The 23,479-nt window shown below is 71.7% G+C and carries 20 protein-coding genes, 1 pseudogene and 1 riboswitch (1 of these 22 only partly in view); of the genes and pseudogenes, 9 read left to right on the top strand and 12 right to left on the bottom strand.

What is annotated here, in order from left to right; genetic code table 11:
- Nucleotides 1-382, top strand: a pseudogene (gene mptB, locus CED_RS03485) (polyprenol phosphomannose-dependent alpha 1,6 mannosyltransferase MptB); it begins 1,397 nt to the left of the window's first position.
- Here the strand turns inward: mptB and CED_RS03480 are convergent.
- Nucleotides 330-1,841, bottom strand: a complete 1,512-nt coding sequence (locus CED_RS03480) for a glycosyltransferase 87 family protein (protein ID WP_235186873.1) — start codon at nt 1,839-1,841, stop codon at nt 330-332. The pseudogene mptB and the gene CED_RS03480 sit on opposite strands and share 53 nt — an antisense overlap.
- A 143-nt stretch (nt 1,842-1,984) precedes the next feature.
- On the opposite strand from CED_RS03480, the gene CED_RS03475 reads away from it, so the two are divergent.
- On the top strand, nt 1,985-3,241 hold the full coding sequence (locus CED_RS03475) for a Glu/Leu/Phe/Val dehydrogenase (RefSeq protein ID WP_035908609.1): 1,257 nt from the start codon (nt 1,985-1,987) through the stop codon (nt 3,239-3,241).
- A 33-nt stretch (nt 3,242-3,274) separates the two neighbouring features.
- Here CED_RS03475 and CED_RS03470 read toward each other — a convergent pair whose 3' ends face one another.
- Nucleotides 3,275-3,637, bottom strand: coding sequence for an RNHCP domain-containing protein (locus CED_RS03470; protein ID WP_035908608.1), 363 nt, complete (start codon nt 3,635-3,637; stop codon nt 3,275-3,277).
- Nucleotides 3,638-3,945: 308 nt separating this feature from the next.
- On the opposite strand from CED_RS03470, the gene CED_RS03465 reads away from it, so the two are divergent.
- The 4 genes from CED_RS03465 to CED_RS03450 all read left to right on the top strand — a co-directional run bounded on the left by CED_RS03465 (nt 3,946) and on the right by CED_RS03450 (nt 7,828).
- The gene (locus CED_RS03465) at nt 3,946-4,269 is read left to right on the top strand and encodes a DUF3263 domain-containing protein (protein ID WP_084680675.1); all 324 of its coding nucleotides are present in this window, start codon (nt 3,946-3,948) and stop codon (nt 4,267-4,269) included.
- 8 nt (nt 4,270-4,277) lie between these two features.
- A complete protein-coding gene (locus CED_RS03460) occupies nt 4,278-4,943 on the top strand; it encodes a LytR C-terminal domain-containing protein (RefSeq protein WP_035908607.1) in 666 nt (221 codons plus the stop codon).
- Between the two features lie 69 nt (nt 4,944-5,012).
- Entirely contained in the window at nt 5,013-5,861 is an 849-nt protein-coding gene (gene otsB / locus CED_RS03455; RefSeq protein ID WP_152569685.1) for a trehalose-phosphatase, read from the top strand.
- A gap of 389 nt (nt 5,862-6,250) precedes the next feature.
- The gene (locus tag CED_RS03450; RefSeq protein ID WP_051868646.1) at nt 6,251-7,828 is read left to right on the top strand and encodes a trehalose-6-phosphate synthase; all 1,578 of its coding nucleotides are present in this window, start codon (nt 6,251-6,253) and stop codon (nt 7,826-7,828) included.
- Between the two features lie 48 nt (nt 7,829-7,876).
- Here CED_RS03450 and CED_RS03445 read toward each other — a convergent pair whose 3' ends face one another.
- The gene (locus CED_RS03445) at nt 7,877-8,674 is read right to left on the bottom strand and encodes an HAD family hydrolase (protein WP_011438750.1); all 798 of its coding nucleotides are present in this window, start codon (nt 8,672-8,674) and stop codon (nt 7,877-7,879) included.
- Between the two features lie 207 nt (nt 8,675-8,881).
- A riboswitch (SAM riboswitch) is annotated at nt 8,882-8,998 on the top strand.
- A gap of 8 nt (nt 8,999-9,006) precedes the next feature.
- On the opposite strand from CED_RS03445, the gene thrC reads away from it, so the two are divergent.
- The 3 genes from thrC to CED_RS03430 all read left to right on the top strand — a co-directional run bounded on the left by thrC (nt 9,007) and on the right by CED_RS03430 (nt 13,251).
- The gene (thrC, locus tag CED_RS03440) at nt 9,007-10,284 is read left to right on the top strand and encodes a threonine synthase (protein WP_035908605.1); all 1,278 of its coding nucleotides are present in this window, start codon (nt 9,007-9,009) and stop codon (nt 10,282-10,284) included.
- A 328-nt stretch (nt 10,285-10,612) separates the two neighbouring features.
- Nucleotides 10,613-12,235 carry a chaperonin GroEL gene (groL, locus tag CED_RS03435; protein WP_035908604.1) on the top strand — a complete coding sequence of 541 codons (1,623 nt, stop codon included), beginning with the start codon at nt 10,613-10,615 and terminating at the stop codon, nt 12,233-12,235.
- A 467-nt stretch (nt 12,236-12,702) separates the two neighbouring features.
- Complete coding sequence (locus CED_RS03430; protein ID WP_011438753.1) at nt 12,703-13,251, top strand: Uma2 family endonuclease; 549 nt, start codon at nt 12,703-12,705, stop codon at nt 13,249-13,251.
- A 52-nt stretch (nt 13,252-13,303) separates the two neighbouring features.
- Here the strand turns inward: CED_RS03430 and CED_RS03425 are convergent, their stop codons facing one another.
- The 9 genes from CED_RS03425 to CED_RS03390 form a co-directional block, all read right to left on the bottom strand.
- Nucleotides 13,304-14,941, bottom strand: a complete 1,638-nt coding sequence (locus tag CED_RS03425; protein ID WP_011438754.1) for a DNA repair helicase XPB — start codon at nt 14,939-14,941, stop codon at nt 13,304-13,306.
- A gap of 289 nt (nt 14,942-15,230) precedes the next feature.
- Entirely contained in the window at nt 15,231-17,744 is a 2,514-nt protein-coding gene (locus tag CED_RS03420; RefSeq protein ID WP_035908602.1) for a helicase-associated domain-containing protein, read from the bottom strand.
- Nucleotides 17,745-17,830: 86 nt separating this feature from the next.
- A complete protein-coding gene (locus CED_RS03415; RefSeq protein WP_011438756.1) occupies nt 17,831-18,346 on the bottom strand; it encodes a hypothetical protein in 516 nt (171 codons plus the stop codon).
- Nucleotides 18,347-18,767: 421 nt separating this feature from the next.
- The gene (locus CED_RS24175; protein ID WP_023840655.1) at nt 18,768-18,914 is read right to left on the bottom strand and encodes a hypothetical protein; all 147 of its coding nucleotides are present in this window, start codon (nt 18,912-18,914) and stop codon (nt 18,768-18,770) included.
- Nucleotides 18,915-20,209: 1,295 nt separating this feature from the next.
- On the bottom strand, nt 20,210-20,647 hold the full coding sequence (locus CED_RS03410) for a DUF3180 domain-containing protein (RefSeq protein WP_035908601.1): 438 nt from the start codon (nt 20,645-20,647) through the stop codon (nt 20,210-20,212).
- Entirely contained in the window at nt 20,644-21,249 is a 606-nt protein-coding gene (folK, locus tag CED_RS03405) for a 2-amino-4-hydroxy-6-hydroxymethyldihydropteridine diphosphokinase (RefSeq protein WP_011438759.1), read from the bottom strand. The genes CED_RS03410 and folK overlap by 4 nt, the downstream gene beginning before the upstream one ends.
- Nucleotides 21,239-21,706 (bottom strand): dihydroneopterin aldolase, encoded by a 468-nt coding sequence (folB, locus tag CED_RS03400; protein WP_084680683.1) that lies wholly within the window; start codon nt 21,704-21,706, stop codon nt 21,239-21,241. Before folB ends, folK begins: the two co-directional genes overlap by 11 nt.
- Complete coding sequence (gene folP / locus CED_RS03395) at nt 21,703-22,638, bottom strand: dihydropteroate synthase (protein ID WP_035908600.1); 936 nt, start codon at nt 22,636-22,638, stop codon at nt 21,703-21,705. The genes folB and folP overlap by 4 nt, the downstream gene beginning before the upstream one ends.
- Nucleotides 22,635-23,479 (bottom strand): GNAT family N-acetyltransferase (locus tag CED_RS03390; protein ID WP_235186872.1); only part of this gene is annotated, 845 nt, incomplete at its 5' end. The genes folP and CED_RS03390, both read right to left, overlap by 4 nt.

Genomic DNA, 23,479 nt, shown 5'->3' with positions numbered 1-23,479 from the left:
GCTCTACCCCTGGTACCTCGCGCTGTGCCTGCCGGCACTCGCGGTCGTCGTGGCCCTCGCCCGGTCAACCCCGCCGACGCCCCACCCTGGAACGGCCCGTCCCAGGACGCCGGGGATGCAACCACGCCGCATGAGGCGTCTCGGGGCGGCCGTCGAGCGGATCGTCGGGGGGGTCGGGGGGTGGACCATCGCCCTGGTGGTCGTCACGTCGGCCTGGCTGTGCCTGACGACCCTCGCGCCGCTCGCCGCGACCTGGCGGCTGCTCGGGCGCGTCGAGACGTCCCTGGCCGTCATCGGCTGCGCCGGCCTTGCGTCCGCGGGAACGGTCATCACGCTGGTCGCGATCCGGCGGCGGCACGCCACGCCCACCCGCAGACGGTGACCAGTCCGACGTTGCGGACCACCAGGACCAGGCTCATCATGATCCGTCCCTGGACGACGTCGTTGTACCGCCACGGATAGACGACCTGGGAGAGCACAACGCAGATCAGCAGCAGCGCCNCCCACCGCCACGACGGTCCACCGGCCGGGACGGGGGCAGCCGGTCCACCAGCCGGGACGGTCAGGCCGCCGGAGCCGGCGGGCCGGGCCATCGCGATCCAGACCGCGACGAGCGCCATGATCCACACGAGGTACTGCGGGCTGAGCACGCGGGCGGTCACGACCACGACAAGCAGCAGCGCGAGCGTGCGCCCCACGAGCACACCGGCCCGGCCCGCGCCGTCCGCCGCCGCGGGCGGACGCGCCCACCCCCACCACCACAGGGCCGAAATGGCGATCACTACGATCTCGNTCAACGAGCATGCGGTGGCCACGCCGCGGGCCAGCGGGGTGTCGAACTGGAGCGAACCGTAGGAATAGCCGGGTGCCGTTCCATGGCCGAGCATGTGGGCGACGACGAACGGCGTCGCGGCCACCGCCTCCACCTGTAGTCCGCGGGCCTGCTGCGCGCCGAGAAACCCGAACGCGTCCCGCCACCACCCGGTGAGCGCGAACAGCGCCGCGAGCCCCCCGACGGCGCACAGGACGCCGGCGGCAAGACGCAACCAGTCCGGCGAGGGCGCCGGGAATCGACCGGTGGGCCGGCCGGGGGGCGGATCGGGGGGCGGATCGATGGACGCCGACCGACCCGGGGACCGGAGCGGCGGACGGGACAGGGCGATCAGCAGCAGGACCGGCCAGATCTTGAGCAGCGCACCCGCGGCGAGATGAAATCCCGCCCGGCCGAACCGGCCCGCGGCGAGCGCGAGCACGGCCGCGACCGCCGCCGCGGCCGGCAGCAGATCGAAACGGGCCAGCGCCACCGGTCCCAACGCGGTGAGACCCGCCACCCAGAACCCCGCCGCCGGGACCGAGCGACGCACCAGCGCGGCGGTCAGGACGGCGTCGACGGCCACCATCATCCCGACGAACACCGCTCGATAGGGCAATCCCAGATAGGCGTGAGTTACGTCGGGCAACACGAACACAACTGCCGCGCCCGGCGGATACTGCCAACGGTCGTCACCGGTGGGCATCCCCTCGCCGCGACTGAGCCCGCGGCCCCACTCCGCATAGATGTGTAGATCGCCGAGCACGCTCTGCTGCATGCCGAACGCCTGGTCGGTCACCACCAGGGTGACGAGGACGGCACGGCTGACCAGCCACCATGCCCAGAGGCGCCGGGCTGACCGGTCGGGGGTGCCGGCTCCGGGACGAGCGAGCGCGGCCGGCCGTCCGGGTGCGGACAAAGCCGGCCCCCCGGCGCGCCGCGGCACCGGGAGGCGGCTCGACGGGTCCGCGCGCACGCTCGCGACCGTACCCGCAGGTGCCTGGTGGGCGATGGCGCGCCCTGCGCGCACCTGACGGACGGCATCTCCCGTCACCTATTGTTTGCGCCATATCGAGTCACCACCGCGGCGCGCAACGGAGCGCGCCGTGGCCGGCGGACCGGGCGGCGCGTTCGGCGGCGAAGGGTGGCTCGAAACGCGCCGCGGAGGTGCCTGTGATCCTCGGATCCGGCTCAGCATGGGACACGGCCTGCGTTCAACTGGCGAACGCGGCTCGTCATCTGGGCCTTGACGACGGTATGCACGACCTGCTCCGCACGCCCCGCCGGGCGATCACCGTCAGCGTTCCGCTACAGCGCGACGACGGTCAGCTGACCGTGCTGACCGGCTATCGCGTCCAGCACAACCTCGCCCGTGGCCCGGGCAAGGGAGGGATCCGCTTCCACCCAACCACCGACCTCGACGAGGTCAAGGCGCTGGCGATGTGGATGACCTGGAAGTGCGCGCTGATGGGGATCCCCTACGGCGGGGCCAAGGGCGGCATCGCGGTGGAACCGGCGATGCTCTCCCTGCCGGAACGCGAACGCCTGACCCGGCGCTACGCCGCCGAACTCGTCCCGTTGATCGGACCGGAGAAGGACATCCCGGCACCGGATGTGGGCACCGACGAGCAGACCATGGCCTGGATCATGGATACCTACTCGGCGCACACCGGGTACACCACCACCGGTGTGGTAACCGGCAAGCCGCTGTCCATCGGCGGTTNCNCCNGNCGGGNCGGGGNGNCCNGCCTGGGGGNGCAGCTTTNGGTGTTNGCCGCGCTGCGCGAGACCGGGCGCGACCCGCACGCGATGACGATCGCGGTCCAGGGCTTCGGCAAGGTGGGGGCGCTCGCGGCCCAGTACCTGCACGACGCCGGTTGCACTGTGGTCGCGGTCTCGGACGTGAAGGGCGGGATCTACAACCCGCAGGGACTCAACCCGGCCGCCCTCATCCGCCATCTCGCCGGCGGCGCGGAGACGGTCGTCGGCTACCCGGGAACCGACACGATCACCAACGACGAGCTCCTGGAGCTCGACGTCGACGTGCTCGTCCCCGCGGCGTTGGAGGGCGTCATCACGGTCGAGAACGTCGACCGGGTCCGCGCGCCGATCATCGTCGAGGGTGCCAACGGCCCGGTGACCGCCGAGGCCGACCAGGTCCTGGACGACCGGGGCGTCCTGGTGGTGCCGGACATCCTCGCCAACGGCGGCGGGGTGGCGGTCTCGTACTTCGAATGGGTGCAGGACATCCAGGCGTATTTCTGGTCCGAGGACGAGGTCAGCGACCGGCTCCGGGCGCTGATGGACCGCGCGTACCGCGAGGTCTCCCTGCTGGCCACGACCCAGAAGATCAGCATGCGCAACGCCGCGCACGTCATCGGGGTCGGCCGGGTGGCCGACGCCCACCGGACCCGGGGTCTGTATCCCTGACCGGCATCCCTGACCGGCATCCCTGACCGGCGGTCATGACCGCCGCGCGCGCCCCGGGCGGCGCGGCGGTCGTGCCCCTGGGGCCGTCGCAGCCTGCGCGGCCGCGGCGGCGACCGCCAGCAGCGTGTCGTGATCGTCCGCCGGGACGGACCGGTTGCGGCGCCGATGCCCGCACCGCTCGCAGACGTGCGTGATGACCAGATCGTGCGTACGGCTCTCCACCGCGACCGGCCGCATCACAGCGCCGCACCGCGCCGCCCGGTCGCCGGGGTTGACGTCGACGTGCCGCGACGACAGACAGGACGGGCAGTGGTTGGTGTACCCGTCACCACGCACGGCCGTCGCGCAGACCAGGCAGACGAAGTCCTCGGTGGTGCGGGTGAAGCGCCGGCTCACCGGCCAAGGGTAGGCCACCACACGGCGTGCCCCGCCTGCCCGGAAGTCAATCAGCGCCAACGGTAGCCAATCGGGGCCCTCGGAGCTGGCCGGAACTCGGAGCTGGCCGGAACCGGGTGGGGGCCTCCCGCGAACATCTCATCGTATCCGCGCCGGGCGGCCGGGCCGTGGGCGGGACGTGTGTCGCCGGAGACGCCGAAGATGTCGGACCCACGGGGTGAAATAGTGGGCGGCGCACCATACCGGGCGTGGTACGTCGGCGCACCATCGCGCCCATCGTCCCGGATGCGTCCCGAGGAGGTCCCGCTGTGGAGGCAGCACATCCTCTGCCGCCCGAGAGACTGCCGCCCGAGAAACCGGCGCGGGCGGACGTCCCGCCGAACGAACTGTCCGATCGCGATCGTCGCATGTTGCGCTTCGAGCAGGGTTGGTGGCGTCACCCGGGAGCCAAGGAGGAGGCGATCCGGGTCGAGTTCGGACTGTCATCAACACGCTACTACCAGTTGTTGAACCGGCTGATCGATTCGGAAGCCGCGCTGATAGCCGATCCGATGCTGGTCCGCCGGCTGCGCCGGCTGCGGGAGCAACGCCGGGCGGCCCGATCCGGCCGACATGACCGGGCCGAGAGGTAAGACCACGCATGACACATGCCACGAACGCACCGCANCGGCGTCCCCACCGGTGGCGCCCGGACCGGCTCCACACCCTCGGCGCGGGCGTCGTCGCGGTTCTCGCCGTACTCGCGGGCATCCTGGTGGTCAATCTGCTGAACGGCTCGTCCAACACGGACGGCTCCACCACCCAGGTCGCGGCCCCGACGCGCTCGGCGCGGCCGGGCACGGACCAAGCCGGCGGCGGCCGGACCACTCCGGCCCCGCCGCCGCACCGCGCGGCGGCCCCGGCCCCCGGCCCGAGGGCCACGAAGACGGCGTCGGCGTCCCCGAAACCGACGCCGGCGCCGTCCGCGTCCACCGCGACGAAGCCGCCGGCCCCGCCGGGACCAAAGGCCACAGCCCCGGTGGTCGTCCTGAACAACTCGCGGATCGCCGGACTCGCCGAGGTGGCCGCCAAGCAGGTCGAGTCGGCCGGGTTCCGGGTCGAGCGGGTGGGCAACTACCAGTCGATCTACAACGTCCCGGTGACGACGGTCTTCTACGACGACGCCGACGCCGACGCCGCCCGCGCCCTGAAGGAGGCGATGCCGGGCATCGAGAGCATCGTGCCCCGGTCGAAGACCAGAATCGTCTCCACCGACACACTGATCCTGGTGATCACCCGCGACTTCCCCGCCCATCCGGAAAAATGATCACTTGACCGCCGCGCCGCGCTCCTCACCGGCGCCCGACCACCTCGACCCGTGACCGAGGAAGGCCCAGTGACCGAATCCGCGCCGAACAGCCCNCCCGCCCCCCGCACACCCGCCGGGGGCGCTGGACTCGCCGCCCTGCTCACCGCGCCCGAACGCGCCCTGATCGCCCTCGACTACGACGGCACCCTCGCGCCGATCGTCCCGCGGCCGTCGGACGCCGTCCCGGCGCNGGGGGCGATGGATGCGCTGCGCCGGATCTCCCATGAGATCGGCACCCTCGCCATCATCACCGGACGGCCGGTGGACTCTCTGCTGGAACTGACCGGGCTGGAGAAGATCCCCGACTTCGGGAACCTGATCATCCTTGGCCAGTACGGACTGCAACGCTGGGACTCGGGCAGCCGCGCGATCAGCAGTCCCGAGCCGCTGCCCGGTGTCGCCGCGGTCCGCGCGGCGCTGCCCGAACTGCTCCGCGACGCCCCGGTCGGCACCGCCGTCGAGGACAAGCACCAGGCGCTGGTGGTACACGTGCGGCGCACCGCCGATCCGGACTCGGCGCTCGCCGCGCTCACGCCGGCGTTGACGGCCCTCGCCGAAGACCATGGGATGGAGGCGGCACCGGGCAAGCGAGTGCTGGAGCTGCGTCCGCCCGGGCACGACAAGGGCGGTGCGCTGCGCAGGCTCATCGCGGCCTGCCAGGCGCGCTCGGTGCTGGTCGCCGGGGACGACTACGGCGATCTGCCGGCATTCGAGGCCGTCGACGAGCTACGGGCGGGCGGGCTGCCCGGTATCACCGTGTGCAGCGACAGCCCGGAGGTCCCGGACGTGATCCGCGAACGCGCCGACCTGGTCGTGGGCGGGCCCCCCGGGATGGTCGCCCTGCTGGAGGTGCTGGTCGAGCGGCTCAGCGGCTGACCGCCCGCGCCCTGTTCGCTCATCCCCGCAGAGCGCGCTCAGCCCGCCCGGGGCTCATCCCACCCGCATCAGCCGGTTCGTGTCCGGCGGGTGGTCGTCCTCCCGCAGGCGGATCCACGCCGTCAGGGTGGGCTCGGCGCCNCCGCCGTACGGCCGGTTCGGGCCGACCAGCATCTCAATGCCGACGACCCGCCGGTGCGTGTTCGTCAGCGCCACCAACTCGATGATTCATTACTGTACGTGATCTCTCTGGATGGAAAACCTGAGCCAGGGGCATTTCCGTGAGACATCTGTCGCCGATTCGTGAGCCTCCGCCGCCCAAAAATACGATCTTGATGGACCGGCGTACAGGGCTGAGCGGATGGCCTACTCTCCGCAGTGTGCGTCGGATGCCGGGAGCCGAGGAAGACACCCTGCCGCGGCTGTGGCCGACCGGCACCGCGCGGGTGCTGGTCGCCTCCAACCGGGGGCCGGTGGCGTTCGCCGTCGGGGACGACGGGAGGCTGCGGATCCGGCGGGGCGCCGGCGGCCTCGTCAGTGGCCTCAGCCGGGTGGCGGCCGACAACGGTGACGGTCCGATGGCGTGGGTGTGTGCCGCCCTCAGTGACGCCGATCGCCGGGCGGCGCGTTCCGCGCCTGCCGGCCGCCTCGATCTCGCCGGCCACGACACCGACGGCACCGCCGTCCGGATGCTCGACGTCGACCAGGTCGTTTTCGACCGCGCTTACAACGCGGTCGCGAACCGCACGCTCTGGTTCATCCACCACCTGCTCTACGCGCCGGCGTCGCAGCCGGTCTTCGGCCCGGCGTTCCGCCGCGACTGGCAGGCGTACGAGACCTACAACGAGATGTTCGCCCAGGCTCTCGCGCACGAGGCCGCCCCGGGCGCCTCGGTGCTGATCCAGGACTACCACCTGACCCTGGTCGCGGCCCGGCTGCGGGCGCTGCGGGCGGATCTGCGGATCGCCCACTTCAGCCACACTCCCTGGGCACCGCCGGAGTACTTCCGGATTCTCCCGGACGACGTCAGCGAACAGATCCTGCGCGGCATGCTCGGCGCCGACCGGCTCGGGTTCCTCACCGACGCCTGGGCCGACGCGTTCCAGGAATGCTGCCGCGACCTCCTCGGACTGCGGATCGACCGGCGGGCGGTGACCATCGGGACGGCCGGGTCGGGACGGGAGGCCGGGTCGGGACGGGAGGCCGGGTCGGGACGGGAGGCCGGGTCGGGACGGGAGGCCGGGCGGCACCGAACGGTGCGGATCGGGGTGCATCCGCTCGGCGTCAGCGCGGACGAGCTGCTTGGCCGGGCCGCCGCCACCGACGTGGCCGCCCGGGCCGCCGAGCTGGTCGACTTGGCCGGCGGGCGGCGGCTCATCGTCCGGGTCGACCGCACCGAGCTGTCCAAGAACATCGTCCGCGGTCTCGACGCCTACCGGGAGCTGCTGCGCACCCGTCCGGAATGGCGCGGCAAGGTGATGCACCTGGTCTGCGCCTACCCGTCACGGCACGATCTGCCGGAGTACCGGGAGTACACCGCCGCGGTGCAGCGCCTGGCCGCGGAGATCGAGGACGAGTTCGCCACGGACACCTGGCTGCCGCTGCGGCTGGAGATCACCGACGACTACCCCCGGTCGATCGCGGCCCTCTCACTCGCGGAGGTGCTCGTCGTCAACCCGATCCGGGACGGCATGAACCTCGTCGCCAAGGAGGGGCCGATCGTCTCGACCAGGGATGCCGTCCTCGTGCTCTCCCGGGAGGCCGGAGCCTGCGCGGAGATGGGCACGGCGGCGCTGGTCGTCAACCCGTTCGACATCCAGGCGACCGCGCGGGCCCTGCACGCCGCCCTGACGATGCCCGCCCCCGAACGGCGTCGGCGCGCCGAGGAGCTGGCCGCCGTCGCCGGGCGGCTACCGCCCCAGCGCTGGTTCGCCGACCAACTGCACGCCCTCGCCGCCGACCGGTGACCGTCCGGTCTGCCCTGCCGGGGCCGAACGTCGACGCGCGGACCGCGTTCAGACGGCGGCGGCCGCTCGCACCGCGCTGGCCCAGCCGGCGCCGACCGGGCCCGCCTCGACCGTGACGTTGTCGTACCGCGTCAGCAGGGCGGCGATGTCCGGGTGCCGCACCGCGTTCGCGACCAGGTGCATCCGCCCGACATGGGGAGCCATGGCCAGGTCGCTGGCGGAATCGCCGATGGCGATCGCCTCGGCCGGTGACACCCCGCGCCGCTTGAGGTCGTAGGCGACCGCGTCCCCCTTACCCACACCGTCCGGGACCAGATGGTAGACGTGCGGATTCACCCCAAGATCAGGCATGTGGACCGGCGAGATCAGCCCGTTGTCACGCATGCTCAACCAGGAGAATCCGGTCTCGGTGAGCCAGCCGTCGACCTCCGACACGTCGATCTTCCCGCGAAGCATGACGTCGACCTCCCGGCCGGAGTGCCAGGGGGTGTGCAGCTCCAGCCGCCCGGGGTAGCGCTCGACCATCCGGTCGAGCAGGTACTCCGGTACCTGGTCGAAGTCGGGCGGCATCGCGCCGCGCAGGATCTCGCTGTCGCGCCCCTCGTTCCAGCCGACGATCGCGCCGAGCTCCCCGATGAACCCGTCCGCACCGAAGATCGCCGCGGCCTCGAGAAGCTGCGGACGGGTACGCCCGCTGACCAGAACCAGCGCAATGCCGGCGTCGTGCAGCTCGGCGAGCGCGCGAGCCGGCTCCAGCGTGATCGCTCCCCCCTCCGCCCGGAAGAAACAACCCTTGGGACCGACCATCGTGCCGTCAAGATCGGTATAGACGACGCGGATACTCACTGTTACAGACTCCCTGGCTCTGGCATGATCGGGTCGATCTCCGGGCATGGGGGCACGCGCGGCCGGTAGGAGCGGGCAGGCCCCGCCCGCACCGGTGGGACCACACCGAGAAACCTCCGACCGACCCATATCATGTCCACAACCAGAGGCAACACCGGNGCACGACCACCCGCGCACGGTCTACAGTACGGACAGACAACTTCATCTGGCTCATCCAGAGGGGCAGAGGGAACGGCCCAGCGAAGCCCCGGCAACCACCCGCATCCCGTGCGCGGCAGGTGCTAATTCCGGCCTGGTGGCAGACTGCCCCGGGAAAGATGAGGNGCTTCTTCATGACACTCGCGCCCGAGCGTGCCACCAGTCCCACCCTCGAGGTCGCGAACCCCGCGGTCTCGCTGTCCTGTCGGCACTGCGGCGCCACCTACCCGCTGTCCCCTACGCATGTGTGCGTGGAATGCTTCGCTCCTCTGGAAATCGCCTACGACCCGGACCTGCTGGCTCGTGTGACCCGAGAGTCCATCGAACGTGGTCCGGCGAACCTGTGGCGTTACGTCGGGCTGCTGCCCGCCGGGCATGACCCGGCGCGGCGGGTCTCCCTCGGGGCCGGCTGGACGCCACTGCGCCCGGCCCCGAGGCTCGCCGCGGAGCTGGGGATGAAGACGCTCTATATCAAGGACGACAGCGCCAACCCCACCCACTCCTTCAAGGACCGGGTCGTCTCCGTGGCGCTCACCGCCGCCCGTGAGCTGGGCTTCACCACGGTCGCCTGCGCCTCGACGGGCAACCTCGCGCAGTCGGTGGCGGCGCACGCGGCCGGTGCCGGGCTGCGCTCGGTGGTGCTCGTACCGCACGACCTCGAGGCTGGCAAGACGGTCTCCACCGGGGTGTACGGCGGGACGCTGGTCGCCATCCAGGGCAACTACGACGACGTGAACCGGTTGTGCAGCGAGCTGGCCGGAGAGTACGAATGGGCGTTCGTCAACGTCAACGTCCGCCCCTTCTACGCCGAGGGATCCAAGACGCTCGGCTACGAGGTCGCCGAGCAGCTCGGCTGGCGGCTGCCCGAGCAGGTCGTCGTGCCGATCGCCTCCGGTTCACTGCTAACAAAGATCGACAAGGCCTTCGGTGAGCTCGGCCGGCTCGGCCTGGTCGAGCCGACGCCGTACAGGGTGTTCGGTGCGCAGGCGGCCGGCTGCAACCCGGTGGCCGCCGCGTTCGCCCGCGGCGTCGAGACGGTCGCCCCGGTCCGGCCCGCCACAATCGCCAAGTCGCTGTCGATCGGCAACCCGGCCGACGGCCCCTACGCCCTCGACGTGGCTCGGCGGACCGGCGGGGNTATNACGGNCGTGACCGACGAGGAGATCATCGACGGGATCCGGCTGCTCGCCCGCGCCGAGGGNGTCTTCGGCGAGACGGCCGGTGGCGTCACCGTGGCCACCCTGCGCAGGCTGCTGCGCGAGGGGCTGCTCGACCCGGCCGCCGAAACCGTCCTTTACAACACCGGCGATGGGCTGAAGACGCTCGACCCCCTCGTCGAGACGGGCGGACCGACCGCGACGATCAAGCCGTCGCTGCGCGCCTTCGAGGCCGCCGGCCTCGGCGACGACTGACTCGGGCCCGGCACGGCACAGCGCATTCGACGAACTTCGTGGACCACGCCGGACCAACGGAAGGGCCGCGGACGACGGCGGGGTGCCGCGGGGGATCGGCGTCGGGCACGCGGAACCATGGGCCAGCTTGCACTCACCCAGGCCGAGTGCTAAACAAGACCTGGCACTCTCGCCTAGGGAGTGCCAAGGCTGAAACGGCGAGGCTGCCCGATCCGCGCTGTGTCCGAGGTGCATCACCCGGGTCCGGAGCAGGCGGGAGCCGTCCGTCGCGGGCGTCGTTAGGGCCAGGCCATCGAACCTGCCATCCCACTGGGAGGACCCAGAAACCATGCCGAAGATCATTGCCTTCGACGAGGAGGCTCGGCGCGGCCTGGAGCGCGGCATGAACCAGCTGGCCGATGCGGTCAAGGTCACGCTCGGGCCGAAGGGCCGCAACGTCGTGCTGGAGAAGAAGTGGGGCGTCCCCACGATCACCAACGATGGTGTGAGCATCGCCAAGGAGATCGAGCTCGAGGACCCGTACGAGAAGATCGGCGCGGAACTCGTCAAGGAAGTCGCGAAGAAGACCAACGACGTCGCGGGTGACGGCACCACCACCGCCACCATCCTGGCCCAGGCCCTGGTGCGCGAGGGTCTGCGCAACGTGGCCGCCGGCGCCAACCCCCTCGGGCTGAAGAAGGGCATCGAGGTCGCGGTCGAGCGCGTCTCCGAGGAGCTGTCCAAGCAGGCCAAGGAGGTCGAGACCAAGGAGCAGATCGCCTCCACGGCGTCCATCTCCGCGGGTGACTCGGCCATCGGCGGCCTCATCGCCGAGGCGCTCGACAAGGTCGGCAAGGAAGGCGTCGTCACCGTCGAGGAGAGCAACACCTTCGGCCTCGAGCTNGAGCTCACCGANGGTATGCGNTTCGACAAGGGCTACATCTCGCCGTACTTCGTCACGGACGCGGACCGTCAGGAAGCCGTCCTGGACGACCCGTACATCCTGATCGTCAACAGCAAGATCTCCGCGGTCAAGGACCTGCTCCCGCTGCTGGAGAAGGTCATGCAGACCGGTAAGCCGCTGGCGATCATCGCCGAAGATGTCGAGGGCGAGGCGCTGGCCACCCTGGTCGTCAACAAGATCCGCGGCACCTTCAAGAGCGCCGCGGTGAAGGCCCCCGGCTTCGGTGACCGCCGCAAGGCGATCCTGGGCGACATCGCCATCCTGACCGGTGGTCAGGTCATCTCCGAGGACGTCGGCCTCAAGCTCGAGAGCACCTCGCTCGACCTGCTCGGCCGTGCCCGGAAGATTGTCGTTACCAAGGACGAGACGACCGTCGTCGAGGGTGCCGGCGACCCCGACCAGATCGCCGGTCGGGTCAGCCAGATCCGCAACGAGATCGAGAAGTCGGACTCGGACTACGACCGCGAGAAGCTCCAGGAGCGGCTCGCGAAGCTGGCTGGCGGCGTCGCCGTCATCAAGGTCGGCGCGGCCACCGAGGTCGAGCTCAAGGAGAAGAAGCACCGCATCGAGGACGCGGTGTCCAACGCGAAGGCCGCTGTCGAGGAGGGCATCGTCGCCGGTGGCGGCGTCGCGCTGCTCCAGGCGTCGATCACTGCCTTCGAGAAGTTGGACCTGTCCGGCGACGAGGCGACCGGTGCCAACATCGTCCGGCTCGCGCTCGAGGCGCCCATCAAGCAGATCGCCTTCAACAGCGGTCTCGAGGGCGGCGTCGTGGTCGAGAAGGTCCGCAACCTGCCGACCGGCCACGGCCTGAACGCGGCCACCGGCGAGTACGTCGACCTGATCGGCACCGGCATCATCGACCCGGCCAAGGTCACCCGCTCCGCCCTGCAGAACGCCGCGTCGATCGCCGGCCTGTTCCTCACCACCGAGGCCGTCATCGCCGACAAGCCGGAGAAGAACCCGGCCCCGGCAGTCCCGGGCGGCGGCGGCGACATGGACTTCTAGTCCAGCTCGTCACCCGCTGTACCCTGCACCACCGTCTGGACGAGGGCGGCTCCGGTTCTCCCGGGGCCGCCCTCGTGCGTTCGCCCGTGCATCACGGCCGAAGGCTCCGTGCGGGGAAAGGCTTGCCCCCGCGGACGGGAGGTTCCGCGGGGGCAAGCTCTCTGGCGTGGGAGCCGGGCGCCACTCGGGACGGAGCGAACGCCGGAAGGCACTCCCAAAGACGATCTTTCCAAGAACGCTCTTCTCGGCCGCCATCGACGGCGACCAAATTATCATCGGGTAATCCAAGAGACAAGAGCTTTATATCACTCCTTTTGAACAATTCGAAGGTCGTCTTCGTTAGACTTCGACCTTTTGTCGCGACACGGACAATTAACGCATGCCAGCTTTAGACAGCGGCCACGGCAACAGGCACGATAGCCATCGTGGTTCAGGCCCCCGCACAGCCGCGCTCCCATCGCCCCTCGATGACCGTTCCCACCCCCCCGGTCACCGTGGAAGATCTCGACACGGGCGGGCATGACGACGCTCGGTTCGAACTCCTGGACGGCTTGTGCGTCCTGCGACCATGGCCGACACCGCTGCGGGCCCGCGTCACGGCGCGCCTGGTCCGGATCCTGGCGGACACGGCCACCTCCGGAGCTCATATCCTGCCGGCCGGGATCGGGGTGGAGCTGTCCCCCCGCAGTCTGCTCGTGCCGGACGTCGTGGTGGCGGCGGCGAGTGGTGACACCGGCCGTCGGTTCCGGGACACCCCGTCCCTCGTCATCGAAGTGGCCGACGCCAGCACCCGGCGCTACAACCGCACCCTCAAACTCGATCTCTACCGGCAACGCGGCGTGCCGTCCTGCTGGCTGATCGACCCGGACACCGCCACCATCGAGGCGTACGACCTGGTCGCCGACGCGTACCTCGCCACCCGCACGGTCAGCGGGAAGGAGACCTTCACCGCCACCCAGCCCTTTCCGGTGGCGATCCAGCCGGCCGAGCTGATCGACCCGCCCGACTCGGAGTGATGGCGCGACGCCGACCGCTACCCCGGGAAGCCCGCCGAAGGCCCGTGCGGGGCTAGCAGACGTCGTCGGCGTCGACGATGGTGTAGGCGTAGCCCTGCTCGGCGAGGAATCGCTGGCGGTGCGCCGCGTACTCCTGGTCAAGGGTGTCGCGGGCCACCACCGTGTAGAAGTGCGCCGTGCGGCCGTCGGCCTTGGGCCGCAGCACCCGACCGAGCCGCTGGGCCTCCTCCTGGCGGGAACCGAACGTGCCCGAGACCTGCACGGCCACCCCGGCCTCCGGCAGGTCGATGGAGACATTCGCGACCTTGGAAACGACCAGTGTGGTGATCTCCCCGGTCCGGAACGCCTCGAACAGTCGCTCCCGCTCCCGGTTACGGGTGGAACCCTGGATGACCGGGGCGTCCAACAGTTCCCCGAGCTCGTCGAGCTGGTCGAGATACGCGCCGATCACCAGCACCCGGTCATCGGAGTGCTGGCGGACGAGACGCTCCACCACCGCCCGCTTGCTGCGGGCGGTGGCACACATCCGGTACCGCTCCTCCGGCTCGGCGACGGCGTAGGCCATCCGCTCGTCCTCGGTGAGCGTGACGCGCACCTCGGTGCACTGCGCCGGCGCGATCCAGCCCTGTGCCTCGATCTCCCGCCACGGGGCGTCATACCGCTTCGGCCCGATCAACGAGAAGACGTCGCCCTCCCGGCCGTCCTCCCGGACGAGGGTCGCGGTCAGGCCGAGCCGACGACGGGACTGGATGTCGGCGGTCATCCGGAAGACCGGCGCCGGGAGCAGATGCACCTCGTCGTAGACGATCAGACCCCAGTCCCGGGCCCCGAACAACTCCAGGTGCAGGTATTCGCCCTTACGCCGGGCCGTCATCACCTGGTAGGTGGCGATGGTGACCGGCCGGATCTCCTTGCGCTCCCCGGAGTACTCGCCGATCTCCTCCTCGGTCAGCGAGGTGCGGCGCAGCAGCTCGTGCCGCCACTGCCGGCCGGCGACCGTGTTCGTAACCAGGATCAGCGTGGTCGCCCCGGCCTGGGCCATGGCCGCGGCGCCGACGATGGTCTTCCCGGCGCCCGCAGGCAGCACGACGACCCCCGACCCGCCCTCCCAGAACCCGGCTACCGCGCCCTTCTGGTAGTCGCGCAGCTCCCAGCCGTCCTGGCGCAGGTCGATCCGGTGCGCCTCGCCGTCGACGTAGCCGGCGAGATCCTCCGCCGGCCACCCGAGTTTGAGCAGCACCTGCTTGAGCCGGCCGCGCTCGGAGGGGTGCACGGCGATCGTGTCGTCGTCGATGCGGGAGCCGAGCATCGGCACGACCTTCTTGGCCCGGGCCACCTCGACGAGCACCACCCGGTCGAGAGCACGCAACACCAACCCGTGGGCCGGGTCATTTTCCAGGCGCAGCCGACCGTAGCGATCCATCGTGTCGGCGATGTCGACGAGCAGGGCGTGCGGCACGGCGTAACGGGAGAAGCGAACCAGCGCATCGACAACCTGCTCGGCGTCATGACCGGCGGCCCGGGCGTTCCACAGCGCCAGCGGCGTCACCCGATAGGTGTGCACGTGCTCCGGAGACCGTTCGAGCTCGGCGAACGGAGCGATGGCCGACCGCGCCTCGACAGCACTGGGATGCTCGACCTCGAGCAGCAACGTCTTGTCCGACTGGACGATCAACGGGCCGTCCGTCACCCGCCACCGCCCTTTCCGTCCGCCGTAGGTTCCGCCGTGGGTATCGACCCATCAGTGAACCACCAACACGAGCCGCCCTGCACCGATCGGTGCGGTGCGGGCCACCGGCGTAGCACCGGCACGATCACACCGGCGGCGCGCTGCTCGTTCACCGGCGCCCTTCGACGGTACAGCCGACCACCGACACGGTAACCAGAGGGGCCGAAGCCCGACCGAAACCACCGCGGGTCCCGCGGGCAAGCGGGCACACCGGTACCGGTACAGGTACCGGCCCACCGGCCCGCCCGGCTCATGGCGGATCGGCGAGATCCTCCGCGGCGGCCGACCAGTCCGCCGCCACCGGCGGTCCGCCGAACGCGTCGTCGATGTCAGCGACGCCGGTCACCCGGTGCAGGACGAAACGACGCGGGCCGGCGCTGAGTTCGTCCCACGCGGTGAGCCAGCCGCCCTCGACGACGGTGGGCCGCACGATCCGGTCGCTCGGCGCACCCTGCTGGTCAACGTAGCCCAGCAGCACCCGGCGCCGGTCCCGGACGGCTCCCTGCAGCAGCACCAGGATCAACGGCGCGGACCGGGTGAGCCCGACCTCGATGCCGGGAACCTCGCCGGCCGCCCGGACCGCCCGCGCGCTGTCGTCGCCCCGGCGGACCAGCCGGACCACGTCGCGCAGCTGGTTGATCCGGGTGTCGGCCACGTCGACCGACGCCGCGCGGGGACGCGCCGGCGTCCGATGGGCGGCGGGCCGGCGCAGCACCACCCGCCCGTCCGGGGCCTCCGCGACCGGGGCGAACCCGGCGTTGCGCAGGCCGGCGAGCATCTCCGCGGTCGGCAGTGGGGAGATGACGATCGTCGGCGCGATCCGGCGCAGCCCCAACGCCTGGGTACGCCGGTTGGCGACCACCTCGGCGAGCAGCGCCGTGTCCTCGCAGCGCAGGTAGCTCGCGGCGGGACCGGCCCGCAACCGGCCGTGCCGCCGGGCGGTGTCGTCGATCAGATAGGTGAGGGCCTGCGGCNCCCCGCCTCGACCGAGACGGACGAGCATCGCGTGGATGTCCTCCGCTACCAGGCCCGAGTCCAGGCCGCGACGCAGCGAGGCCTCGGAGAACCGATAGACGGTGGCCGCGCCCGCGGACTCGACATCCGCCATCCGCGCCAGCTCCGCAGCCACCCGGGGTACCAGCGGGCCCGGGGCAACCGCGGTGAGATCCCCCTGCAGCAGCAGCTCCTCGACCGGCTCGGGCAGCAGCGGCGCAAGCGCGTCGGCGAGCCTGACGCACAGCCCTGGATCACCAGCCGCCGATCGGCTCGGCACGCCCACGTTCCGCGTCGGATCGGCGTTCTCCGCGTCGAGCTGGGCGGCGAGTAACCGACCGACCGTGCTCGGCGCGCCCCGGCCGGTCAGCCCGAGCAGCTCGGCCTCGACGATCGTTCCGTCGATCATCCCGGCGAGCAGCATTCCGCCGCGCCGGGGCGCTCGCCAGGTCAGCAGGGCACGCANCGACTCCGCGGTCGGCACCACCCCTGCGGGCGCCGCGGCCAGCGCCCGCAGGACCTGGGCACGCAGGTCCTGCACGGCCGGCCGCCGCACGTCCAGCGACAGGGGAGCGATCTGCCGGCCCCGTTCGTCCCGCTCGCCGACCAGCCAGGCGGCGGTCGGCGAGCGCAGCCAGCCCTCGACCAGTACGGCCCACCGGGCCGCCACCAGGTCGGTGCCCCAGCGGTCGTAGGCCGTGGTCGGCACGTACTGGACGTCAACCCCCGCGGTCGCGTCAACCAGGCCGGCCGCCGCGGCCAGCTCCACCACGAAGGCCGCGGTCCGCTCGTCAACGTCGAGCAGTTTCGCGGCGGCCCGCAGGTCCCGCACGCTCAACCCGCCGGTGCGCAGCGGAGTGACCGGGCTCGCGCCCCAAGCGTCCAGCAGGGTGGTGACCCACCGGACGAGGGTGTCCGCCGCCAGGGCCGCCACGGCGTCAACCGCCGCCACCCCGACGACCTCTCCCTCGACGGCGGGCGGATGCGGGTGCAGGACCCCGGCCGGATGCTCGCCGCGCACGACCAGCCCAACCTCGCGCGGCAGCTCGACGGTCTCCTCGTCCAATCCGACGAGCAGGCCGCGGGCGAGTAGTTCCTCCACCGGGGTTCGGGCCGCGGACACCCCCAGCAACCGGCCCGCCTCCGTGGTGGCGCCGAGCGCCGGACCCGCGGCCAGCCGGTCCAGCAGCTGCCGCGCCCGGGAGGAGCAGGTCTCGATCCACTCCCGCACCCGATCCGCGTCCGCGAAGGCGTCGCTCAACGCGTCGATCATCGCTTCCCGGACGGCGACCCCGGTCGTCGTCTCGTCGACCGCGCCCCGGGGCACCGGCAGGCCGGCCGCGGTCAGGAGCCGGGCGAGCTGGGACTGCCGGTACGTCGTCAGGCAGGCTCGCACGGGACGGCCGAGCCCCAGCGGGCGCACGCCGAGGAGGTCGACGACCATCCCGGTGACCCGCAGCTCGGCATCGTCGCCCCAGATGAGCCCGAGGTCACGAAGCCGGCCCACCGGCTCGGACACCTCCGAATGCCCGCAGAACCTTGTCAGCTCCGCCAGGGACACCGGCCGGGGAAGGATCGTCAACGCCTCCAGGAGCTCGCAGGCGCCCGTGTCGAGACGTTCCAACGCGCGGGCCACGCTGACCCGGATCTCCAGGCNGGCCGCAAGCACCTCGAAGTCCGGTGGGGGCGGCGTCGCCAGGTCCGGCCGTAGGAGGAAGAGCCGGGTCAACGCCTGATCCGGAAGCGCACGCAACCAGTCCACAAGGGTCACGGGCGCTGTCCTGAGGCCTCGGCGGCCGGCATCGACACCCTCACGACGGTAGCTGGCGCGACGCCAGGCCGACAGGGCGCCGTCGCTCAGCCGGGCCGTGCCGCGTCACCTGGGCGGATGCCGGATTCGCAACCGCGGCGGACACCGGCACCGCGGCGACGGGTGATGGCCCCGCGCGGCAGGTCGTCGTGCCGNCCAGCCGCTCCACCGCCGATCCCGACCCGGGCCGTCCCCACCTGATCGAGCACCCATCCGCAGCTGGTGTCCCACCGCAGTACCGCGATCGCCGGATCGGTACCGCCCAGCGGAGACAACACCGCAAACGCCCAGTCGGGTGCGCCGGTCGAGGTGCGGATGCCGGTGATGCGCAGACCATCCGGCGACACCCTGGACACCAGCGGGCTGTCGAAGACCGCCGCCGTGATCGCGGCGGCCTCGGCCTCGGTGGGCAGCCGGCCGGGNCCGTCGGAGGCGTCCGGGAGCTGCCCGGCCCGGCCGTTGCCGGCATGGCCCTGCCCGGCCCGGTCCTGGCCCACCCGCCCCTGGCCGCCACTGTTCACGGTCAGGGGTGCCGCAGGAGAAGGTGCGGGTCTTGGACGCACGNGGCCTCCCTGGATGCTTTGGCAGGCCAGGACGCGCGCTCGGCCGAACATCGGCGACCAGGATGCCCGAGACGGGCCTCTTCGCGGCGAGGTCGACGGAATGCGACAGACCTACCGATACCGATTTCACACGCCCGGGGCCATCGGATGCAAGAGGATTCGGCAAACTGGGCGCAACCAATTTCGCCGGGACCGCTTCTCCTGCTCCGCCGGCCCGGATGGTCCGCGTGGCCGAGGATCCACAGGTTACCTGGACATTGCTTCGATCATACTCAATGGAGACCATAAAGCGACAAGTACGGCAACGGTGACAACAATCGCTCTCTGGTCGACAAACCTCTGCGTTGTATGCCATCTTTGCGAACTTTTTACGGGCCTGAGCCGCGAAGCCCAATCTCCGCCGACGGCGCCGGTCCAAGCCCTAACGACGCCGGTCGAACTGATCCACGAGGAAGGACAGATGGTTCACCCGTCCCCAGTCCGCGACCCGGGACATCGTCCCGGCGTCACCGGGCAGGGCCAGTGTCCGGCCGAGCGAGACGCCGACGACGAGGACCGCCGCGAGCACCGCCGCCTGAATCGCGCTGAGTACCGGGTTACGCGGCTGGCGGCCCCCTCCAGCCGGGACTCGGGTACCGGCTCGGGTACGGGCTCGGCTACCGGCCACGCGGCCGTGCGGGCGGGCCGGCTCCGAGACGGCGGCAGCGTCGCCGGCATCCGGCCCGTCGACTTCAGGACTCCCCCGCCGACCCTGTCCCGGCGGGTCCGCTCGTGGCCGGCCGGAGGCAGCGCCCGGTGACATCCGATCCGGGGCGCGCCGGGGNTCCCCGGCGGTCCGTGGGCCGTCGTCCCTGATCGCGTGCTGGTACCCGGTGAAGCTGACCTCGTCCAGTAGCCCGGAACCCGGCCGAAGTCCGGAACCCGGCCGACCGCCGCCCCGGGAGAAGCCGTCCGGGTCCGGAGGAGATCCCCGGTCCAGCCCGGACGGCGCGCGCGGGTCCGGGGGAGACGAGGAATACGCGGGTCGGTGCCGGGGGGCATCGACCCCACCCGGCGGGGAGACACCCGCGCCGCGTGGGTCGGGCCAACCGCCGCGATGGTCGGATCGCTGCGCCGGCTCGGATCGCTGNGCCGGCTCGGGCCGCTCCCCGGGCGGGACCGGCCCGCCCGGGGGCCGCCAAGCCGAGGCCGGCCGATCAACCTGCGCTGGCGTCACTGTATGAGATTGTACGATATCGTACGGTGTTGGATTGTCACCGTACGCCGGTCCGTCGAACGTCGGCGCGGCGGCTCGCGGCGAGTGGCGGGGCTCGGGCCTCCTGGCGGNTCTCGTCGCCAGCGTGCTGAACGCGACGATCCGGCCCTCGGACGGCTGGCGGCGCCGGGGCGCGGCGGTTCCCTCAGCTGCCGGACCCGACCGGGGAGCGGCCCGAGCCGCGTTGGCAGGGAGATCACGCACGGGGTCCGAGAAGTTCCGCGCCGGGTCGCGAACCGGACCGGCGGGNGGGCCGGGNTCGGCGCCATCGCCCACCCNACCATGGTCCACCCGACCATGGTTCAGTCGCGGCTGCGCGCGCGTGCCACCGTGCGAGTTCCTGCCCTCAGCGACCATCACCCGCCCCTTCCCGCCCCCGGCGCCTGGGCGCCACGTCACCGCACCATCCACCGACGACGCGAACAACGCCGACAATCACCACCCTACGGAGGTGGCCCAGGACAACCCCGACACCGACCACGGTCATATATCGCAATCTACCCCAGAGTAGTCCTACCAATACGAATCGGAACAGGCGGCCCATCGGTGATCACACCACTTTTCGGTGTTCCATCAGGACATTCCTCCCGGAGCCGGGCCGGGCCGGGCTAACGCTTCTTGACCCGGCACACCCGTTCGAGGATGAGGCCCCCGGTTAACAGCACCATCGCCGCAGCNAACCCGAGACCCGCGGTGAGCGCGTCGCCGCCCGCGGTCGGGAACTCCCCCGTGCGGGGCATGGTGTAGCCGAACACACCCGCCCAGATGCCGGCGAGCGCCGCTCCGACGACGGAGCTCGCCTTGGCCAACGCGGCGAGCCGGGCGACCGTGAGCGGGAGGATCGGCCGCGTTCCCGGCCGCCCCTCCAGCCGGCGACGGGTCAGGGATGCGACCTGGAGCTCGATGGCACCGATCATGAGAACCGACACCGACGCCGTTCGCGGCAGCGTGGGAATCGATCGGTACGCCCACCACAGCAGCAGGTACCCGAGTACCCCGAACGCCACCGCGACCGCGATGAGATCACGTGCCCGGGTCGGTCTCACCTGGCCGCCTCTTCGGCGTCACTGCCGCCGACGGCGGGATCGGTGACGGCATCGGCCCCCGGATCCGCCTCGACCACGGGATCCGACAGCGACCACGGGATCCGGCGCAGACCGGCCGGGTGCTTCCCCGCGGCCATCCGGGCGACCAGATCGGCGACCCGCCCGTGCCCGGGCAGCGTCGCCTCGGGATCAACGTCCAGCCAGGGCACGCAGACGAAGGCCCGCAGATGTGCTCGGGGATGCGGCACGAGGATCTCGGGGTCGTCACTGCGCAGGTCACCGATCGCGATGACATCGACGTCGAGCGTTCGCGGGCCCCACCGGACGGCCCGGACCCGCGCGGCCCGTTCCTCCACCTCGCGGACGACCTCGAGCAGATCACGCGGGGGTGCCGGGCGCACCAGGACGACGGCGTTCAGGTAGTCGTCCTGCTCGGGTCCACCGACGGGTGCCGTCTCGTACACCGGTGAGCCGGCGAGCACCCCCAGCGCGCGGTCGAGCCGATGGACGGCGGCGGACAGCCGGCCCAGACGATCGCCGAGGTTGGACCCGAGCGACAGCACCGCATGCTCCGGCCGGGTCATCATCCGGTCACCCGCCATCGGTGACGACCCCCGCGGCCGCGGCCGGCGCGGTCACCGACTCGACGCCGTCGACCCGGTTGCGGACGATCGTCACCGCGACATCGGCGAACGGAACCGCGATCGGGGCCGCGGGCTTGTGGACAGTCACCTCGGCCCGCATCACCCGACCGTCCCGCAGACAGGCGNGGACGAGTCGATCGGCGAGGGTCTCAATCAGATTCACGGGTTCTCCGGTGACGATCCCGGCAAGGGTCTCGGCAAGCTCGCCGTAGTGCACGGTGCGGGTCACGTCGTCGTGGAACGCCGCCGAAGAGAGGTCGAGCCACAGCGTGGCATCGACGACGAACTCCTGGCCAAGATCCCGTTCCGCCGCCAGAACCCCGTGGTAGCCGCGAGCCCGCAGCCCCGACAGGGTGATCCGGTCGAGCGACGTGGCCCTCGATTGGGAGGCGACCTCCGCTGCGGAGCCCGTCACCGCGGAGCCCACGGAACCTCCCGATCTTCCACGCGGCCGGGATCCACGGCCCGGCCGGGATCGGCCTCGGGTCCGTCCCCGCGCCGGTCACTATCGTCCCGCCAGGCGCGCACGACCCGCACGGCGTCGGCGGCCGGCCGGACGGCGTGCACCCGCACGCCCCACACCCCGGCCGCGGCCAGCAACGCGGTGGTCGCCTGGGTGGCGTCGTCCCGGTCGGCGACCGGCCGGGCCGGGCCGTTCGCGTCCGCCAGTACCGAGCCGAGAAACGACTTGCGGGACGTGCCGACGAGCAGCGGCCGGCCGAGCGCGACGAAGGCGTCGATGTGGCGCAGAAGCGTCCAGTTGTGCCGGGCGGTCTTGGCGAAGCCGATGCCGGGGTCGAGGATGACCCGATCCTCGGCGATCCCGGCGGCCAGCACGGCCCCGAGCCGGTCCACGAGCTCCGCGACCACCTCCGCGACCACGTCGCGGTACACCGCCCGGGACGCCATGTCCGCACTGGTCCCCCGCCCATGCATCAGCACGTAGTGCACGCCACGGTCGGCGACGAGACCGAGCAGATCGGGATCGGCGCCGCCGGACACGTCGTTGACGAGCACCGCCCCGGCGTCGACCGCGGCGGCGGCCACAGCGGCACGGCTGGTGTCGACGCTGACCCGGACGCCCGCGGCGGCGAGCTCGGCCACCACCGGAAGCACGCGACGCATCTCCTCGGCGGCGATGACCCGAGACGCGCCCGGTCGGGTCGNCTCACCACCGACGTCGACGAGATCCGCCCCGTCGTCGGCCATCCGCAGCCCGGCCCGGACCGCGTCCAGCGGATCGAGGTAGGTACCGCCGTCCGAGAACGAGTCCGGCGTGACGTTGACGACGCCCATCACCCTGGTCAGGCCGCCCGGCAGGAGGAGTTCCTCGACGGTCCCGCTCATGGGAGACCTCCACCGGACGTCGCGTCCAGCGGCGCACGGCGGTAGGTGTAGCGGTAGACCGGCCGGAAACCAAGATCGGCGTACAGGCCCCGCGCCGCGGCGCTGACCTCTTCGACCTGCAGATACGCATGAGTGGCGCCTCTGCCCGCCGCCCACTCGGCGAGTGCCGCGATAACCCGGCGGGCCGCGCCCCGGCCACGGGCCACGGGCAGGGTGGCCATGCTGTAGACACCCAGCCAACGGTCGTCCGCGATGCCGCGTCCGACCGCCGCCGGCATGCCGTCCACGGTCAGGGTGATGTAGATGGTGGGCAGCCGCAGCGCCGAGAGCACCGCGAGCGTGCCGGGCCGCTGCGCGTTGAACGTCGTCAGCACCTGGCCGGCGACATCCAGCCACTCATCCGCCGGCGTGGTGGTGACGGTCATCCCCACCGAGCCGGCAGCCGCCGGTGCCCGGTCGGCACCACTCACAAGGCCGGCGAGAGGCGCCGTGCAGACGTCGGTAGGACCGGTGTCGTCGTACCCGGCGGCGTCGAGGACCGCGCCGAGCCCGGTCGGCCGGGAGAAGGGTGTCAGCTGGAAGGTCGGCGGCAGACCGGCGGCGGTGTAGAAATCCCGCACCGTGGCAAGCGCCGCGGCGAGGTCGGGCACGTCGCCGCGGGCCCAGACCGAGTTGCCTCGCCGGGACGACCCGGCGGACTCGCGCAGCACCCACCCGGCCCGTTCGACCTGGCGCAACGGCGGCCAGGCCCGGTGCGCCAGGTCATCGAGCTCACGGGCCAGGGACGCGTCGGCGGACGGCAGGTTCGTCCGCGGCCCGACCAGCGGATCGGCGGGACACC

Origin of the sequence: Frankia sp. CeD, assembly GCF_000732115.1 — a bacterium.
GTDB classification, from domain to species: Bacteria; Actinomycetota; Actinomycetes; order Frankiales; family Frankiaceae; genus Frankia; species Frankia casuarinae.
This window is presented reverse-complemented; position numbering and strand designations above follow the sequence as displayed.